The organism is Streptomyces sp. NPDC002787 (assembly GCF_053592095.1).
Map to the genome: position 1 here is coordinate 15535 of NZ_JBSFVC010000018.1, position 18300 is coordinate 33834.

Below are 18300 nucleotides of genomic sequence, written 5' to 3' on the forward strand. Positions count from 1 at the left end.
GCGGCCCGCTCATACGGCGCGGCGGGTAGTCAGGGCGCAGGCCACGGTGGCGGCGGCCGCCGCGATGAGCCCCGCCGCGATCAGGGGCAGCACGGGCACCGGGATCGTCGCGTGCTGCGAGCCGTCGACCAGGGCGGTGACCGCGACCCGGGCCGGGGACCCGGCCACCACCAGGGCCAGCAGCGCGCCGAGGAGGAGAGCGGGGACGGCCCGACCCGGCGAGCGCAGCAGCGGCCAGTTCGTGAGCGCGCCGACGGCCGTGCCGAGGAGGGCGCAGACGAGGGCGACGAGCAGTCCGGCACCGCCCGCCGGGAGCGCCTCGACGCGTGTCTGGTGGTCCGTGCTCGTGGGGGCGCTGATGATCGTGACGGCGACGGTGGCCACCGTCCCGAGGAGCGCCGCCGCGGCGAACGCGACCAGGACGCAGGCCAGGTGCGCCCGGAAGGGTCCGGCCGCCGCTCCTGTGCAACTGCGGGCGGCCGGTGGTTCGTTGGTGACGCAGATCCGCATCAGCCAGGCGGAGACGGGCAGCAATGCGGCGGCCGTGTAACCGAGCGAGTCGAGTACCGGCTGCCCGTTCTGCACCCCGATGCCGAGGAACGCCGCGTACAGGATGACGGGCGGCAGCCAGCGCTGGGAGCGGACGAGGAGGGCCGCCTGGTAGCGGAGGAGGGCGGTCATCAGGAGCTTTCCACTTCCATTTCCGGTTCCACTTCCGGTTCCAGATCGGTGAGGGCCACGGATGCCGGTGGGTCGGACGGTTCGGACGGTTCGGGCGCCTCGCCCACGCTCACCACGTGCCAGGGCGGACGGGCCCCCAGCAACGCCCTGAGCAGCGCGTCCGAGGCGGCCTGCGGGGCGGTGAACCGGTGGACCCCGGAGCCCGTTTCCTCGATCGCCGTCGCCAACTTCCGCACTTCCTCCGGTACTTGAGCGCTGGACGGTCCACGCCCCTCTACGACGACAGACGCGGAGACGGCTGCCGAGGAGTCGCCCGCCTCCGTCCCAGAAGTCCCTTTCACTGCAAGGAGATTGAGCACTCCGCCGACCACCGCGTACACCGCGTCCGGCAGCCCGGCCAGGCGTCGCGGGTCATGGTCCACGAAGACCGCGGCGGCTCCGGCGGTCGTGCGCTCGACGACCACCCTCTCCAACTCCTCCCGGGCATCGGCGTCCAGGCCGGTCCACGCCTCGTCGAGGACCAGCAACTCCGGTTCGGCGAGCAGGGCTTGGGCGACGGCGACCTTCTGGCTGCTGCCCTTGGAGAGCTCCGCCATCGGCGTACGGGCGTACTCGGCCGCCCCGAAGCGCTCCAGCCACTCGTCGGCGGCGCGGGCGGCGGCCGGACGGTCCAGGCCGTGGACGGCACCGAGGTGGGTGAGGTACTCGGCGGCGGTGAACGGCAGCGCCGCGGGGAAGCGTTCGGGGACGTACGCCGTGCGCGGGCGTCCCCTCACCCTGCCCTCCGTGGGCGCGTCCAGCCCGGCCAGGACGCGGAGCAACGTCGACTTGCCGGTGCCGTTCGCGCCCTCCACCCGGATCAGCGCGCCGGGGCCGATCTCCAGGTCGACGTCACGCAGCACCCAGGAGCCACGGAACCCGTAACGGCGACCGACCCCCTCCAGCCTCAGCGGCAACTCACGTTCCATGCCCCCATCTTGGTACAACCGCGCGAGTACATGCCGGGGGAAGACGTCCGCATGCCGGGGGGAAGACGTCCGCATGCCGGGCGAACGCGTCCCCCACCCACCGACCTCGCTCCCTCGACTTCCGGACGCGGATCTTCCGCCTGGCAGACTGGGCGGGTGACCACGAGCGACCCGACCCCTGCCCAGGCCCCTGCCCCGGCCGCCGTCCCGGATTCCGCGGAGGACAGCCCCTTCCGGCACGAGCGGACCTCCCGCGACGACGCGCCGCAGTTCGTGCTGCCCCTGGTCGTGCGCATCGAGAAGACCGCGCCCCCGGCGCGTACCGACGCCCTGGAGACGGCGGCACGGGCGGTGCTGGTGATGCTGAGCGACGCGCGGTCGCTGGGGGACGGGGAGTGGGCCGAGGTGATGCGGGACTGGCAGGACGCCCGGATCCGCAAGGTGGTGCGGCGGGCGCGCGGCGCGGAGTGGCGCCGGGCCGAGGCGCTGCCGGGCATCACGGTGACGTGCGGGTCGGCCGAGGTGCGCGTCTTCCCGCCGGTCCCCCTCGACGGCTGGCCCAAGGACCTGGCCCGGCTGCAGGTCTCCGGCACGGACCTCGACGACCCGGAGCCGCCGGCCGGGCCCGACCTCTCCGTCCCGGTCATCTGGATGAGCCCGGACCTCGACATGTCCGCCGGCAAGGCCATGGCCCAGGCCGGTCATGGCGCCCAACTCGCCTGGTGGGCCCTCTCCGACGAGGCCCGCACGGCCTGGCAGGACGCCGGCTTCCCCCTCGCCGTCCGCACCGCCGACCCGGCGGACTGGTCCGCCCTGACCGGATCCGGCCTGCCGCTGGTCCGCGACGCCGGGTTCACGGAGATCGCCCCGGGTTCCTGCACGGTGGTCGCGGACCATCCCGCGTTGCGTTCTTGAGACATCCCGTGCCTGATTTCATGACTTTCTGATCGTCCGCCCGCACCAGCCGGAAGAATTCTGACCGCTTGCGACAATGAGGTGTGGACCCCACCCCGAGTGGAATAGAAACCGGGCACATCACATTCCGCCCGGGTCGGGCTCGATGTATCGGGGGGCGTCATCAGAATTTCCTTGGTCAGGGGCTCGGCGGTCGCGGCACTTCTCGTCGCACTCCTCAGCGGATGCGGTGGCGACGATTCATCCGGCGATTCCGGAATCGACGATCCGCGACCGCCCATCAGCGAGCCCGTGGACCCCGAAGAGACCGAAGACCCCACAGAGACAGCCGATCCCGTCGAGACGGAAGATTCCGCAGAGACAACCGACCCTGTCGAGACCGACGATTCCGCAGAGACAACCGACCCCGTCGAGACGGAAGACCTCGATGAAGCCGTCGTCGGGCAGGTGCCCGATGAACTCGTGGGCGAATGGGACGGGGACGGGGACGGCTCCGCCCGGATCGACAAGATCGCCTTCTTCGGCGACGGAACCGTGAGCCTCCTCTACAACAACAGGCAGGTCCTGGAGGGCCCGGCGGTCGTGGAGGAATCACGGATGACCCTTTACGTTCCCGGGGGGCCGATCACCTACGAGAGCTGGTACATCCAGCAGTCGGACATCGGATACGAATACGGATACGCATTCGAATCCCTCTTTCTGGACGGCGTGAGTTACGTACGCCAGATCAGCTGATCCACATCCACGCACAGAAAAATAAGGGGGGCGGCCATGAGTGATCAATTCACCGTGGTGGACGAAGACGTGGTGCGCGATGTGGCCCGAGCCGTGATCTCACGGGTCGCGCCCGAGGAACTGGTCCTCTTCGGAATGAACAGCCGGGCCTATTTCCGGGACCCCGCCGGGACGCTCGAAAAGGCGGCCGGAGACGGAGGTGGGTCGAGGGAGAGCATGATCGGGGCCGGGGGCGCCGAGGTCGTCGTGCTGCTCACTCCGTTCGCCCTCGCGATGGTGCAAGGGGCGCTCTCCTCGTTCATCGGGGCGTTCGCCGCGAACCTCGCCGACGGCAGCGGCACGGCCGTCCGGAGATGGTTCGGCGGACTGCTCGGACGGACCGACGGCGCCGAGACGGCCGACGGCCCGGGCGAGGCGGACGCGGACAGCGCACTGACCCCCGCCCAGGTGGAGTGGCTGCGGGAAGAGGCGTACCGGACCTTGCTGCGGGCAGAGCTCAGGGAGGCACAGGCCCGGCTGCTGGCGGACGCCCTGGCGGGCGCGGCCCGCGTACGCCGGTGACCTGCCGGAGGCCCCGGTGTCGACCGCTCCGCCCGACCCGTTCGCGCTGCCCAGCGGCGCCAAGTTCCGGTTCGTCCTCGTCGTCACCGCTCTCGTGGGGACGATGGTCTTCATCCACAACCTGCTCTACTTCACCTTCTCGCCCGACCGCGACCGGGCCGTCGCGCTCTACCAGCGCTGTGCGGCGGCACCGGCGGACGCGGACCAGGGCGCCGGGACGGATGCCCTCTCCCACGCCCAGGCCTTCCTGACCTGCATCGCCCCGTACGAGCGGCAGAAGGCGTGGTGGGTCCTCGGCGGGCTCCTGTTGCTGGCGGTGACCGCGACGGCGATCTACCTTCTGCTGCCCAAGTACCTGGTGCGGCGCGGCCGGTTGGAGCCGGTGTCGCCGTACGACCCCGATCAGGCCCCGCTGCTGGCGCGGTTGCACTCCCTGTGCCAGGAGGCCGGGCTGCCACGGGCTCCCGAGTTCCTGGTGAGCGATCTGGACGACCGCAAGGTGGACGCGTACGCGTTCGGGCGGAGCGGCCGGCACCGGGTGGCACTGGCCCAGGGCACGGTGTGGGCCTTCGGGCGCGCCCCACGGCAGGCCCGTGCCGTCGTCCTGCACGAACTGGCCCACCTGCGGAACAAAGACGTCGACATCACCTACCTCACCGTCGCCCTGGCCCTGGCCTTCGTGCCCACGGGACTGCTGCCGCTCGCCGTCGCGCTGATCGGCACGCCGGCCTCGAACGTCCTCTCGGTGGGCTGGCGGGCCCTGGTGCTGGTCGCCCTCGTCTGGGTGACCTGCGCGTCCGTGCTGCGCACCCGTGAGTACGGCGCCGATGTGCGGGCCGCCGGCTGGGGTGCGGGACCGGGGCTGCTGGACGTGGTCGGCACCGGGTCCGGCCGTCCTGTGCCCTGGTGGCGTCGCGGGCCGTTGGCCCCGCACCCGTCCGGGGCCGCGCGGGCGGCCGAGATCGTCCGGCCCCGGGAGCTGTTCCGTCTCGGCTTCACCGAGTGCTTCGCCGCCGGCCTGGCCGTCTCGGTCGCCGCGGGCGGGCTGCTCACTCTGCTGTGGCTGATGGTGAACCGGCTCGACGCCCTCGACGCGCGGTGGACGGTCGTGCTGCTGTGCGCACCCGCCGCCCTCGCCGTGGTCGGTCTCGGAATCTGGCGCGCCGTCCTGTTCGGCGGTGACACCCCGGCGGTCCTGCTGCCGGGCCTGGGCCTCGGTCTCGGACTGGTCGTCGGCGGACCGCTCGCGCCTCAGAACGGCATCGTCCTGACGGGCCGGCCCCTCGTGCCGGGACCGGCGGCCCTGTTGTGGTCTCTCGCGCTGTGCGCGCTCACGGTGGCCCTGTCGGCGTGGATCGCCCGGTCGGCGGCGGTCTGGTACGCGGCCGAGGAGCACCCGCCCGGAAAGGGCTGGCAGGCCGGGCTGCTCGCCGCCGCGCTTCCCTTCGCGGTGCTCCTGAGCGGGTGGATGCTGCTGTACGACACCGCCGACGGGCTGGATCCGGTCCACGCGTACGCCCGGGACCTGTACGGCATGGTCAGCGGCGCGGCACCGGTGGGCCCGTACTGGCTGTGGGCCCTCGTGGAACATCCCATGACGCTGCGGTTCACCCAGTGGACGCCGCTCGTCATGGCCCTCGTGGCCGTGTGGCTGTTCCCCCTCGCCGTGCTGGGGAAGCGCCGACTGCCGTGCGACGCCGGGTCGTTGCGGCACGTCCTGACGACGAGCACGGCCACCGCCGGCGTCTTCGCGTGGTTCCAGCTCCTGGAGCGGGTGGCGCTGCACGAGGGCGTGAGCCCGGGGGTGCGCGGCCAGGACGGGTTCATCCTCGCGTTCGCCTACTGGCAGATCGGCGCCGCGATGCTGTTCCAGGGAGTCGCCGCCGCGGTGGTGACGGTACGGGTACGGCGGCACGGCCGGCTCGCCGTCCCGTTCGCCCTGCTGACCGCCTTCCTGACCGGCTGCCTGCTGACCGTGGTGTTCTTCGCCGGGGTCGTCCTGGCCGGCTGCGCGGACGCCTTCGCCGTCGCCCCGGGTCCGTGCGCGCTGGACCTGCCGCTCTCCCTCGTACGCGACACGCTGCTGCGGATCCTGGTCGGAGGGTTCCTCTGCGCACTGGCGGGGGTGGCGGTGTCACTCGGCCTGCCGCGGCTACGGGGTGAGCGCCATCCCGTACCGCCGCCACCCCCCACAGCCCCCGCACCGCCCGCGCCACCCATGCGTCCCCCGTCCCCCCACCCGCATCTGACACAACGGCACCAAGGGCACCAAGGGCACCATCAGCACCCGATCGCCCTGGCCTGTCTTCCGGTGGCTCTCGTGCTGGGGTTCGCGCTCGCCGTCAGCCCCACCGAGCGGACGTCCGCCGGCTCCGACGGCTCGTCCCCGTCGGACGGCGCTCCCGTCGCTTCCTCGGCTGCCGCCTGCCGGAAGTTCGACGGTCTCCTGGGGTCCATCGACTCCCTGAGCCCGGCCGAGACCGACGCCCAGCTCTACGAAGCGGTCCACCTCGCCCTGCTGGCGGACGACAACCGGCTCGCCACCGCGTTCCAGGGGCTGTTCGCCGCCGCCCAGGCCGGGGACGCGGAAAGGTTCGGCTCCCTGACCGACAGCATCGACACCCGGTGCGCCGCCGAAGGAGCCCCGCTGCGGAACCTTCCCTAGCGAATTCACCGTCCGTGGGGGTGCGTTGCGCCGGGTCCGCCTGACCTGGACGTACTCAGCCCGTTCAAAGCTCGTTGAACAACTCCACCACTCCGCACGTATCTCCCTGCACTGGCCAAGCAACTGCCCCAACGACCAGTTGGCATCACCCGGGAGGATCACTTTGCGGCGTCTCAACGGCTCGCTCATCGCCAGTCTGGCTCTCGTCGTCACCGTCGGCGCGCTGGCTTTCCCCGTCTGGTCCTACGCCGACCGTTCGGGCACCGCTCAGGCCAACATGGCCTCCGGCACGGTGAACACCCAGTGGGGACCGCTGACGGCGGCCGACCGGGACCTCATCGTCCGCGTGCGGCTCGCCGGGCTGTGGGAGCTGCCCGCCGCCGAGCAGGCGATGCAGCGCTCCAGCAGCCCGGAGGTGAAGGAGGCGGCGGACCACCTGATCGTGGGCCACAAGGATCTCGACCAGCGGGTGCGGAACGTGGCGGCCCAGCTGGGCGTCGAGATTCCGAACGTGCCGAACGCCCAGCAGCAGGGCTGGCTGCAGCAGATGAACAACGCCACGGACGACCAGTACGACCGGGTGTGGGCCAACCTGCTGCGCTCCGCGCACGGCAAGATCTTCCCGGCCATCGGGCAGGTGCGGAACATGACCGAGAACACCCTGGTGCGCCAGCTGGCCTCGGACACCAACCAGACCGTGCTCGACCACATCACGATGCTGGAGAAGACCGGCCAGGTCGACTTCGACGCGATCGCCAACGGCACGATCTGACGCGGCCCCGGCGCCCACCCCGAGCGGCGGGCGCGGCCCCGACATCCACACCCGCGGTCACCAGCCGCACTTCAGCCAAAGTTCAGTCCCCAACGATCAGTTGGTTTCCTCCGGGAGGCTCATTTGCGACGCTCCAAGGGCTCAGTCCTCGTCGCCCTGGCGATCGCCGGCACGCTCACCGCGGTCGCCTACCCCATCTTCTACTCGTACCCCAACCGCAACGCCACAGCCGCGGCCGCGCTCACCGGTGACACGGTGACCACGCAGTGGGGGCCGCTCACCCCCGCCGACCGCGACCTGCTCATCCGCGTGCGGCTGGCGGGTCTGTGGGAGCTGCCGGCCGGTCAGCAGGCCCTGGAGCGCAGCGGCAGCCAGTCCGTCAGGGAGGCCGCCGACCACCTGATCGTGGGCCACACCGACCTCGACAAGCGGTCGCGGATCATCGCGGCGAAGCTGGGCGTCGAGCTGCCGAACCAGCCGACGGCGGAGCAGCAGGGCTGGCTGGACCAGATGACCGCCGCCAAGACCGAGGCCGAGTACAACAAGACCTGGGCGAACCTGTTGCGCGCCGCGCACGGCAAGATCTTCCCGGCGATCGCCACCGTGCGGAACTCCACCCGCAACACGCTGATCCGCCAGCTGGCCTCCGACGCCAACCAGACCGTGCTGGACCACATCACGATCCTGGAGGGCACCGGCGTGGTCGACTTCGCGACCATCGCCGACAACTCGGTCAGCGGTACCGCCAGCCCGACCGGTCCGCCGCCGCCCGTCCCCGGCCAGGTACCGCCCGCCGCGCCCCCGGCCGAGCCGTCCACCAACCCGGATGTGCAGTCGAAGCCGTCGCCCTTCGAGTCCAATGCGGTCCCCACCGGCCGTCCGGACCCGGAGGAGATCAACCAGGACCAGGGTCAGCCGCAGGTCCAGTAGCCCGACCGCTCGAGAGGCCCGAAAGCTCAAATGTTGCTCTGAAGGTCCCCTCCACGGGGTTCGGCCCCGGCTGCCGGGGCCATGACTCCGTCACGCCGGAACACAGGTCCGTCGTAAGGAGACACAGAGGGTCCTGGTGAAGCCGTGACCGACGTGACCGAGGAGGGGACGGGGACGATGGAGCAGATCGCACAGTTGGGAACGGGCATCGGCTGGCGGCCGGAGATCGCCGACGCCGTCGAGCGCATGGCCGGGCCGGCGGGCGGTGTCGACTGGGTCGAGGTCGTCGCCGAGAACGTCTGTCCCGGCCACATCCCCGAGTCGCTGCTGCGCCTGCGCGAGCGCGGCGTCACCGTCGTGCCGCACGGCGTCTCCCTCGGCCTCGGCGGCGCCGACCGCCCCGACGAGCAGCGCCTGCGCTCCCTCGCCGAGCGCGCGGAGGCCCTGGGCGCCCCCCTCGTCACCGAGCACATCGCGTTCGTACGGGCGGGGGGCGCCCTCACCGCTTCGCCGCAGCTGGAGGCCGGGCACCTGCTGCCGGTGCCGCGCACCCGGGACGCCCTCGACGTGCTGTGCGAGCACGTCCGCATCGCCCAGGACGCGCTGCCCGTGCCGCTCGCCCTGGAGAACATCGCGGCCCTCATCAACTGGCCGGGCGAGGAGATGACGGAGGGACAGTTCCTCTACGACCTCGTCGACCGGACCGGGGTCCGGCTCCTCATCGACGTGGCGAACCTCCACACCAACCACGTCAACCGGGGCGAGGACCCCGCGAAGGCGCTCGACGAGCTGCCGGTCGAGGCCATCGCGTACGTCCATGTCGCGGGCGGTTTCGAGCGCGACGGCGTCTGGCACGACAGCCACGCCCACCCCGTCCCCCAGCAGGTCCTCGACGTCCTCGCCGACCTCGCCTCCCGCGTGTCCCCGCCGGGCGTTCTTCTGGAGCGCGACGAGAACTTCCCCGAGCCGGGCGAGCTGGAGCGGGAGCTGGGGGCGATCCGGGGGGTGCTGGAGAAGGCCGAGGTGCGGGGGTCTGACACGCGGACCCCCGCCGCCGGGTCGGTCTCCGTCGCGGAGGCCGAGCCCGCCACACGGCAGCGGCTCGGGCTCGCGCAGGCCGCGCTGCTGTCGGCGCTGGTCGCGGGGACGCCGGTACCCGAGGGGTTCGACCGGGTGCGGCTGGGGGTCCAGGCGCGGGCCCTCGCGGCCAAGCGGGCGGACGTCGTGGCCAAGGTGGCCCCGGAGCTCCCGGAGATCCTCGGCTCGTCGTACCGGCCGGCCTTCGTCGCGTACGCGCAGGGCCACCCGATGACCGACGGCTACCGGCGTGACGCCCTCTCCTTCGCCGAGCACGTGCTGCTGACGGGCCGCCCCGCCGACGCGGACGTCCTGCGCGAGGTGCGCCGGTGGTGGCTGGAGCGTTCGGGCCCGGCCCCGCTCTCCCAGCGTCCGACGGCCCGGCTGGCCCGGGCGACCCGCAGGGTGCTGCTACGCCGCTGAGCCGGGGTGTTCACGCCCAGATGTGCTGCGATTAACAAACCCGTGCCCCACCCACGGGTTTGGCGTCCCTTTCGCTCCGCTTTCATCTGACCTGTCCGGCGCTCCGCGTACCCCATCCGACGCGCTTTGCCCCCTCCTCAACCATTCCTCCTCATACGGCAGTTGGCGTAGACCGGGCAGTAACATGCCAGATCGAAGGCCAATCAGCACCCGAGCGCATTAGCGTGCGGTGCCGCGAGCAGGAGGCACCATGCGAACCACCGACCGCCGAGGAGGACTGTTCAGTGGCACAGGGCTCATCGTCGCCGGACTGACGGCGACACTCCTCGCGCTGATCTTCCCGATCTGGTCCTACGCGGACCGCTCCGGCACCGGCGTCAGCGTGCTCAACGCGTCGACCGTGACGACGCAGTACGGTGCGCTGTCGGCACTGGACCGGGAGTTCATCACCAAGGTCAGACTGGCGGGGCTGTGGGAGCTGCCCGCCGGACAGCAGGCCCAGGCGAAGGGCACCACCGCGGCCGTACGGACCGCCGGGGACCATCTCATCGAGGGCCACACCTTCCTCGACGCCCGCGTCCGCAACGTCGCCGCGCGTCTCGCCCTGCCGCTGCCCAACCAGCCGACCGATCAGCAGAAGGCCTGGCTGGACGCACTGACGGCGGCCCAGGGCGAGCAGTACGACCGCGAGTTCGCCAACATCCTGCGCCTGGCGCACGGCAAGGTGTTCTCCGTCGTCGCCCAGGTCCGCGCCACCACCCGCAACTCGCTGGTCCGCGACCTCGCCGACGACGCCAACGCCACCGTCCTCGACCACATCAGGGTCCTGGAGGCCACCGGGCTCGTCGACTACGACGCGATCGCCCGGGACACGGCCTCCGCGGGCGCCCCGCCCCTCACCAACTCCCCCGCCACATCGGACCCGTCGGCCGACCCGGGCTCACCGATCCCGGTGACCCCCTCGCCGACGCCGCCCGCCCCGGCCCCCGCCGACGCGTCGCCGCGCTACCCACTGCCGCCGGCCGCGAACGGACCGGCGGAGGACGACGGCTAGCGGGACCGGTCGTTCACCCGTCGCGGTGAAGCCCCTCGCGGTGAAGCCCCTCGCGGTCCGTCCCTCGCGGGGCCCCCGCGGTCGCGCGGCCCGACCAATTGCGGGCCGCGACGGCGAACAAACGGAAGAGACCGGGAACCTTCCCTCCGGATTACGGACATCGCGCGCCGACACCCCCGGCCGGCGCATAGAAACACGCCATGTTCTGGGTTCTCTTCCTGCTCATGGCCTGGGCCGCCGCCGGTGTGTCCTGTGCCCGGCTGTGCCTGACCTCCCTGCGCGCGGCGGCGGCCGACACCGACGCCCACCCCGCCCACGCCCATCACTGCCACCGGCTCACCCTGTACGAGGCGGCGTTCCTGTCCGGCGGCCCCGCCCGCGTCGCCGACCTCACCCTGGTCGCCATGGCCCGTCAGCGCCGGCTCCTCCTCGCCCACACCGGCTGGGCGACCGTCGTGGACCCGGACGGCCGGGACGAGATGGAACGCTCGGTCATCGGAGCGATAGGCCCCGGCGGGCAGTCCCGGATAGCGCCCGTACGGCAGAGTGCCGCGGGCGCGGAGTGCGTACGGCGCCTCTCCGACCGGCTCGTCGCGGCCGGGCTGGCCGTGCCGGACGCGGCGCGGACGAGTGTGGCCGACGCGGTCACACAGGTGCGGGGCGCCGCGCTGGCCGTGTGCGGGCTGGGGGCGCTGGCGCTGATGCTGCCCTCGCAGGGGTTCGCGGAGCAGCGCGTGCTGGTCGCGTTGTGGTTCGCGCTGCCGCTGGCGCTGACGTTGTGCTGTCTGGTCATCGCGCGGGTCGAAGGGCGGCCGTACACGCGGTGGGCGTCGCCGGAGGGGCGGCGGGTGCTGGGGGCCGTGGCGGGGCGGGGCGGGCGTGAGGGGGCGGACCTTGTCTCGGTGGCCGTCTGGGGGGTGGGGGCTGTGGAGTCCCCCGAGGTGCGGGCGGCGTTCGCACATCGGTAGCGCCATGGTCCACGGTCCCGCGCCTCGGCGAACACACTGCTGGACGGTGCTTTACATTCGACCCCTTTCATAAGAACCATCCCTTTTGTCACTGTCGTGCTTCGAAGGGATTCTCGATGCGGGCTGCCGTTCTCTACGGGACCGTCGGGGCGGTGTTGCTGAGTGCCCTCGGCGCCGCGCCGGCCAGAAGTGACATGGGCCGGGCGGAGTGGGCGGTCGCCGTCGCGGCGGAGCGGGCCGCCGATGAGGGGATCGAGTTCGGGAAGTGTCCGGCTGAGGAGGGGCTGCCGGACGTGGTGGAGTGCGGGACGGTCGAGGTGCCGCTCGACTACGCGCGTCCGAACGACGAGCAGATCGCGCTGACCGTCAGCCGGGTCGAGGCCCGTGCGAAGGACGCCAAGGGGAAGAAGGTCGAGCGGCAAGGAGCCCTCGTGTTCAATCCCGGTGGGCCCGGGGCCTCCGGGATGTCCTTTCCGCTCATCGGCCACCTCCCCCAGTGGAATCGGGTCGCCGCCGCGTACGACCTCGTGGGATACGCCCCGCGCGGGGTCGGCCGGTCCGCGCCGCTGTCCTGCCAGGATCCGCAGCGGCTGCTCCGGGGGCCCTCACCGGCGCCGACGCACCCCTCGGAGTCGTACAAGAGGGAGCGGATCGCGCGCGCGAAGGCGTACGCGCGGGGGTGCGCCGAGCGGGGCGGGAGCGCGCTGCGGCACTACCACTCGCTCAACAACGCCCGCGACCTGGACGTGCTGCGCGCCGCGCTCGGCGAGCACCGGCTGACGTTCATGGGAGCGTCGTACGGGACGTACTTCGGGGCGCTGTACGCGTCGCTGTTCCCCTCGCGTGTACGCCGGATGGTCTTCGACGGCGCGGTGAACCCCGATCCCGATCAGATCTGGTACGAGAACAATCTCGACCAGTCGGCCGCGTTCGAGGAGCGCTGGGCCGACCTCCGCGCCTGGATCGCCAAGCACCACAGGGTGTACGGGCTGGGTGACACCTCGGAGAAGGTGCTCCGCAGCTACGAGCGGGCGTCGACCCGGCTGGCCTCTCGACCGGCCGGGGGCAAGGTGGGACCGGGACAGCTGCAGAGCACGTTCCTGCAGGCCGCGTACTACGACGACTACTGGCCGCAGCGTGCGCTGGCCCTCTCCGCGTATCTGAAGGGCGATCCGAAGCCGCTGGTCCAGATCGCCGGGCCCTCCCCGGAGGGGGCCGTGGAGCAGGAGAACACGCACGCGGTGTACACGGCCGTCGAGTGCAACGACGGGCCCTGGCCGACCGAGTGGCAGGTCTGGGACCGCGACAACACGCGGCTCGCGCGGACGGCGCCCTTCGAGACGTGGGACAACGCGTGGACGAACCTGCCGTGCGCGTACTGGACCGGGCCGCGTCAGCGTCCGCTGGATGTGCGTACGGGACCGGGCGAGCTACCGCCGACGCTGATCCTGGCCGCCGAGCGGGACGCGGCCGCGCCGTACGAGGGGGCGCTCGAGCTGCATCGGCGGCTGTGGGGATCGGTGCTGGTGACCGAGCGGGACGCGGGCAACCACGGGATCGCGGGCGGGCCCAACAAGTGCGTCAACGCGTACGTGGAGGCCTACCTGTTGGAGGGGAGGCTGCCGGAGCGGAGGGCCGCCTGTACGGCGCGGCCCGAGCAGAGGCCGAGCGCCTCGCGCGTCGCGGCCGCCGGGGAACTGCGGGTCGGTCGTGGCTGATCGCGCAGTTCCCCGCGCCCCTGTCGGGACTCAGGCCAGGCCCGCCACCAACTCGGCCACCGACTTCCTGCGGCCCGTGTAGAACGGGACCTCCTCGCGGACGTGCATACGGGCCTCCGAGGCACGGAGGTGACGCATGAGGTCGACGATGCGGTAGAGCTCGTCGGCCTCGAACGCGAGGATCCACTCGTAGTCGCCCAGGGAGAAGGAGGCGACCGTGTTGGCGCGGACGTCCGGGTAGCCGCGGGCCATCTTGCCGTGGTCGGCGAGCATACGGCGGCGGTCCTCGTCGGGCAGCAGGTACCAGTCGTAGGAGCGCACGAAGGGGTAGACGCTGACGTAGTCGCGGGGCGTCTCGTCGGCGAGGAACGCCGGGATGTGCGAGCGGTTGAACTCGGCGGGCCGGTGCAGCGCCATGTTCGACCACACCGGGGTCAGGGCGCGGCCCAGCCTGGTGCGGCGGAAGAGGTTGTACGCCTCCTGGAGCTGGTCGCTGGTCTCGGCGTGCCACCAGATCATGAGGTCGGCGTCGGCGCGCAGGCCCGACACGTCGTACGTACCGCGGATGGTCACGTCCTTCGCGGCGAGCTGGTCGAACAGCTCCTGGACCTCGTCGGCGTAACCGGCGCGGTCCTCCGGCAGCACGTCCTTCAGCCGGAAGACGGACCACAGCGTGTAGCGGATGACCTCGTTGAGGTCCTTGGCCAGCTTGCCCTTGTTGGGGATCCGGCCGGACTCGGTGGTGGGGGCGTCGTCGCTCATGGTTCTTATTCTCCCGCTCCGCCGTGGAGGCTTTGCACCGGGTTGGCGGTGAGGTGCCGCACTGCGCGCAGGTCACCGTGGATCTGGTCGACCGCCGCCGTCGCGCTCGCGACGCAGGCCGGGATGCCGACGCCGTCGTACGCCGCGCCGCAGACCGCGAGGCCGGGCAGCTTGCCGATGTGCTCGCGGACGCGGGCCACGCGCGCGTGGTGGCCGACCGGGTACTGGGGCAGGCCGTCGTCCCAGCGGGTGACGCGGGTTTCGAGGGGCGTGGCGGACAGGCCGGTGGCCTCGCGCAGGTCGTTCCTCGACACGTCCACGAGGTGGGCGTCGTCGTGGTCCAGGATCGCCGTCTCGCCGTACCGGCCGACCGAGGTGCGCAGGACCAGCAGGTCCGGGTTCTCGTCGGCGATCCAGCCCCACTTCTGGGAGGAGAACGTGGACGCCTTGATGGTGCGGCCGTCCACGGGCGGCACCAGGAAGCCGCTGCCCTCGGGCAGGGCGATGTCGGCGCGGCGGTAGGCGAGGGTGACCAGGGCCATCGAGGCGTACTCGACGGCGGACAGCTCGGCGGCGGCCTCGGGGGCCTCGGCCCGGAGGAGGCCGGCGGCGACGGGGGCGGGGACGGCCACGACGACGGCGTCGGCGTGCAGGACGCGGTCCCCGGTGCCCACGCGCCAGCCGCCGTCGGCCTCGCGTCGCAGCTCCGTGACCGGGGTGCCGGTGAGGATCTCGGCGCCGCGGGCCCGGACCGACTCGGCGACCGCGAGCGGCAGTTGCCCCACTCCGCCCTCGATGCCCAGGAAGACCGGCCCGGTCTGCTGGGCGGCGGCCGCGCGCTCCTGGATCCCTCGGACGGCCTCCGTGAGGGAGGTGTGCGTCCGGGCGGCCTGGAAGAGCTGCGGGACGGCCGAGCGCATCGAGATGCGGTACGCGTCGCCCGCGTAGACACCGCCGAGGAGGGGCTCCACCAGGCGGTCGACGACCTCGCGGCCGAGGCGGGCCGCCACGTACTCCCCCACCGCCACGTCGTCGCCGACCTCGGTGCGCGGCAGGCCGGCGTCCCGCTCGATACGGGCCAGGCCCTCCTCGGACAGGACGCCGGAGAGCGCCGCGGCGGTGCCGGGGACACCCATGACGTGCCCCTTGGGCATGGGCCGCAGGGCGCCCCGCGTCCAGAGGGAGGCCGTGGCGGTGGCGGGCGCCTGGAGCCGGCCGGCGAGACCGACCTCTCGGGCGAGGGCGACCGCCTCGGGGCGGCGGGCCAGCATCGACTCGGCGCCGAGGTCGACGCGTGCGCCCGCGATCTCGCCGGGCAGCAGCTTGCCGCCGACCCGGTCCGAGGCCTCCAGGACGGTCACTCCGGCACCCCGGTCCAGCAGCCCGTGCGCGGCGGCCAGCCCCGCGATCCCGGCCCCGACGACAACGACGTGCCCGGCGGCGTGCCCGGCGTCCGTACGTGATCCGCTCATGGTTCCACCTTCTCAGATCGCCCGCGTGGCCCGGCCGAGTCCCGACCGTGACCGCTTCGGGACCCGTTCCGGCCAACGTTCCGGCACGCTCCCACGTCGAAGGACCGTCAGCAGGACAAGCAAGCCGGTCTCGACCCTCGGGGGGTACGCCGCAATGGCCGAAACACACGTACGACGTTCGAGGCGGCCCGCAGGGGCCCTGGCCGCCCTCTTCCTCGCCGCCGCCCTGGCGCTCGCGGGCTGCGGCGCCAATGACGACGCCTCGGGCGGAGAGACGGCCGCCGACAGCAAGGCGGACACGACCGCCCGGCAGGAAGGCGCCCTGAGCGGCGAGAGCGGCAGCGACCAGAGCGGCGGCAAGGCCGCCGACGCACCGCCCCGGATCAATCCGAGCCACATCATCCGCACAGCCTCACTGACCGTGCGGGTCAAGGACGTGCCGAAGGCCCTGGACGAGGCCCGCACCGCCGTGGAGAACGCGGGCGGGTACGTCGGTGACGAGTCCACGACCCGGGACGGCGAGGACCGCGAACGCACCCGGGTCGTCCTGCGCGTGCCCACCGACAAGTACGAGGAGGTCCTCGGCGATCTGGAGGGCACCGGCACGCTGATCGAGCGCAAGACCAAGGCCGAGGACGTCACCGACCAGGTCGTCGACGTGGACAGCCGCATCAAGACGCAGCAGGCGAGTGTCGCCCGCATCCGCGAGCTGATGGACCGGGCGACCAAGCTCAGCGATGTGGTCACCCTGGAGGGGGAGTTGAGCAGCCGTCAGGCCGACCTGGAGTCGCTGCTCGCCCAGCAGAAGTCCCTGAAGGACCGCACGAGCCTGGCCACCATCACGCTCTCGCTGTCGGAGACCGCGGTGAAGAAGGCCGACAAGGACGACGAGCCCGGCTTCACGGACGCGCTGGCGGGCGGCTGGAACGCGTTCGTCGCCGTGTTCCGCTGGCTGGGCATGGCACTCGCCGCGATCCTCCCCTTCGCCCTGGCCGCGGCCCTCGTCCTGCTCGTGTGGTTCCGCTTCGTCCACTCCCGCCGGCCCGCCCCGGCGACGGCTCCGGCAGGCACCTCCGGCTCGCTCCCGGCCGCCGACCCCGACAAGGAGGACTGAGGCCGGCCGAATCGGCGGCACGGGCCGGCGGCGCCGAAATGCGGGGCCCCCGTAGCGTGTTCCCATGAACATGAGCCGCGCTGAAGAACGTTCGAGGGAACGCCTGGTGGTCGTCGGAGGCGACGCGGCGGGCATGTCCGCCGCGTCGCAGGCACGCCGGCTGCGGGGCCCCGACGAACTGGAGATCGTGGCGTTCGAGCGGGGCCACTTCACGTCCTACTCGGCGTGCGGCATCCCCTACTGGGTGGGCGGCGACGTCGCCGACCGCGATCTGCTCATCGCCCGCTCACCCGATGAGCACCGGGCCCGCGACATCGATCTGCGGATGCGTACGGAGGTCGTGGAGATCGACGTCGACGGCGCACGCGTGCGCGCGCGTGACCTCGATTCCGGTGCCGAGGCGTGGACTTCGTACGACAAGCTCGTCATCGCGACCGGGGCCCGCCCGATCCGCCCCGACCTGCCCGGCGCCGACGCCCCCGGTGTGCACGGCGTCCAGACCCTGGACGACGGCCAGGCGCTGCTCGACACCCTGACCGCCACCGAGGGCCGGTGCGCGGTGGTCGTCGGCGCGGGGTACATCGGTGTGGAGATGGCCGAGGCGCTCATCAACCGCGGCTACGAGGTCACGGTCGTCAACCGCGGCGAGGAGCCCATGTCGACCCTCGACCCGGACATGGGCCGCCTGGTGCACAAGGCCATGGAGGGCCTGGGCATCACCATGGTGAACGACGCCGAGGTCACCGCCCTGCGCACCGGCGACGACGGCCGCGTCCGCGCGGTCGTCACCGAGGACGCCGAGTACCCGGCGGACGTGGTCGTCCTGGGCATCGGCGTACGCCCCGAGACGGCACTGGCCAAGGCGGCCGGGCTGCCCCTGGGCGACCACGGCGGCCTGCTCACCGACCTCTCCCTGCGGGTCCGGGGCCACGAGAACATCTGGGCCGGCGGCGACTGCGCCGAAGTCCTCGACCTGGTCTCCGGCCGCCATCGCCACATCCCGCTCGGCACCCACGCCAACAAGCACGGCCAGATCATCGGCGCCAACATCGGCGGCGGCTATGCCACTTTCCCCGGCGTCGTGGGCACCGCCGTCAGCAAGGTCTGCGACCTGGAGATCGCCCGCACCGGCCTCCGCGAGAAGGACGCGGACCGGGCAGGTTTCCAGTACGTGACGGTCACCATCGAGTCCACCAGCCGCGCCGGCTACTACCCCGGCGCCGCCCCCATGACGGTAAAGATGCTCGCCGAACGCCGCACGGGCCGCCTCCTGGGCGTCCAGATCGTCGGCCGCGAGGGCGCGGGCAAGCGCGTGGACATCGCGGCCGTCACCCTCACCGCGGGCATGACGGTGGAACAGATGACCACTCTCGACCTCGGCTACGCCCCACCCTTCTCGCCGGTCTGGGACCCGGTCCTGGTGGCGGCGAGGAAAGCGGTGGCGGCGCTGAGGTCGGGCGCCTGACAGCCAGGGCTCTGGCACAG

General features: G+C 72.3%; 16 protein-coding genes. 12 read left to right on the top strand and 4 right to left on the bottom strand.

Features of this window, described 5'->3' with window-relative positions; translation table 11 throughout:
• Positions 1 to 9: 9 nt before the first annotated feature.
• Entirely contained in the window at positions 10 to 681 is a 672-nt protein-coding gene (locus ACWD26_RS24960; protein ID WP_451273609.1) for an ABC transporter, read from the bottom strand.
• Complete coding sequence (locus ACWD26_RS24965; protein ID WP_451273611.1) at positions 681 to 1649, bottom strand: ABC transporter ATP-binding protein; 969 nt, start codon at positions 1647 to 1649, stop codon at positions 681 to 683. Before ACWD26_RS24965 ends, ACWD26_RS24960 begins: the two co-directional genes overlap by 1 nt.
• A gap of 156 nt (positions 1650 to 1805) precedes the next feature.
• On the opposite strand from ACWD26_RS24965, the gene ACWD26_RS24970 reads away from it, so the two are divergent.
• From ACWD26_RS24970 to ACWD26_RS25015, 10 genes are all read left to right on the top strand, one after another.
• The gene (locus ACWD26_RS24970; RefSeq protein WP_451273613.1) at positions 1806 to 2564 is read left to right on the top strand and encodes a peptidyl-tRNA hydrolase; all 759 of its coding nucleotides are present in this window, start codon (positions 1806 to 1808) and stop codon (positions 2562 to 2564) included.
• 291 nt (positions 2565 to 2855) lie between these two features.
• On the top strand, positions 2856 to 3299 hold the full coding sequence (locus ACWD26_RS24975; RefSeq protein ID WP_451273615.1) for a hypothetical protein: 444 nt from the start codon (positions 2856 to 2858) through the stop codon (positions 3297 to 3299).
• Positions 3300 to 3335: 36 nt separating this feature from the next.
• Positions 3336 to 3860 (top strand): hypothetical protein, encoded by a 525-nt coding sequence (locus ACWD26_RS24980; RefSeq protein ID WP_451273617.1) that lies wholly within the window; start codon positions 3336 to 3338, stop codon positions 3858 to 3860.
• A gap of 16 nt (positions 3861 to 3876) precedes the next feature.
• Positions 3877 to 6525: a M48 family metallopeptidase gene (locus ACWD26_RS24985; RefSeq protein WP_451273619.1), complete on the top strand. Its 2649-nt coding sequence runs from the start codon at positions 3877 to 3879 to the stop codon at positions 6523 to 6525.
• Positions 6526 to 6688: 163 nt separating this feature from the next.
• A complete protein-coding gene (locus ACWD26_RS24990; protein ID WP_451273621.1) occupies positions 6689 to 7297 on the top strand; it encodes a DUF4142 domain-containing protein in 609 nt (202 codons plus the stop codon).
• 123 nt (positions 7298 to 7420) lie between these two features.
• A complete protein-coding gene (locus ACWD26_RS24995) occupies positions 7421 to 8227 on the top strand; it encodes a DUF4142 domain-containing protein (RefSeq protein ID WP_451273623.1) in 807 nt (268 codons plus the stop codon).
• Positions 8228 to 8404: 177 nt separating this feature from the next.
• The gene (locus tag ACWD26_RS25000) at positions 8405 to 9727 is read left to right on the top strand and encodes a DUF692 domain-containing protein (protein WP_451273929.1); all 1323 of its coding nucleotides are present in this window, start codon (positions 8405 to 8407) and stop codon (positions 9725 to 9727) included.
• Between the two features lie 250 nt (positions 9728 to 9977).
• Positions 9978 to 10781 carry a DUF4142 domain-containing protein gene (locus ACWD26_RS25005; RefSeq protein ID WP_451273625.1) on the top strand — a complete coding sequence of 268 codons (804 nt, stop codon included), beginning with the start codon at positions 9978 to 9980 and terminating at the stop codon, positions 10779 to 10781.
• Positions 10782 to 10981: 200 nt separating this feature from the next.
• Entirely contained in the window at positions 10982 to 11749 is a 768-nt protein-coding gene (locus tag ACWD26_RS25010) for a TIGR04222 domain-containing membrane protein (protein WP_451273627.1), read from the top strand.
• A 116-nt stretch (positions 11750 to 11865) separates the two neighbouring features.
• Positions 11866 to 13467, top strand: a complete 1602-nt coding sequence (locus ACWD26_RS25015) for an alpha/beta hydrolase (protein ID WP_451273629.1) — start codon at positions 11866 to 11868, stop codon at positions 13465 to 13467.
• 30 nt (positions 13468 to 13497) lie between these two features.
• Here ACWD26_RS25015 and hemQ read toward each other — a convergent pair whose 3' ends face one another.
• Together hemQ and hemG are read right to left on the bottom strand one after the other, a co-directional pair.
• Positions 13498 to 14229 carry a hydrogen peroxide-dependent heme synthase gene (gene hemQ / locus ACWD26_RS25020; RefSeq protein WP_451273631.1) on the bottom strand — a complete coding sequence of 244 codons (732 nt, stop codon included), beginning with the start codon at positions 14227 to 14229 and terminating at the stop codon, positions 13498 to 13500.
• Positions 14230 to 14234: 5 nt separating this feature from the next.
• Positions 14235 to 15701 carry a protoporphyrinogen oxidase gene (gene hemG, locus ACWD26_RS25025; RefSeq protein ID WP_451273633.1) on the bottom strand — a complete coding sequence of 489 codons (1467 nt, stop codon included), beginning with the start codon at positions 15699 to 15701 and terminating at the stop codon, positions 14235 to 14237.
• A 154-nt stretch (positions 15702 to 15855) separates the two neighbouring features.
• Between hemG and ACWD26_RS25030 the strand changes: the two genes are divergently transcribed.
• Together ACWD26_RS25030 and ACWD26_RS25035 are read left to right on the top strand one after the other, a co-directional pair.
• Positions 15856 to 16815 (top strand): DUF4349 domain-containing protein, encoded by a 960-nt coding sequence (locus tag ACWD26_RS25030; RefSeq protein ID WP_451273635.1) that lies wholly within the window; start codon positions 15856 to 15858, stop codon positions 16813 to 16815.
• Positions 16816 to 16879: 64 nt separating this feature from the next.
• Positions 16880 to 18280, top strand: a complete 1401-nt coding sequence (locus tag ACWD26_RS25035; protein ID WP_451273637.1) for an FAD-dependent oxidoreductase — start codon at positions 16880 to 16882, stop codon at positions 18278 to 18280.
• Positions 18281 to 18300 lie beyond the last annotated feature (20 nt).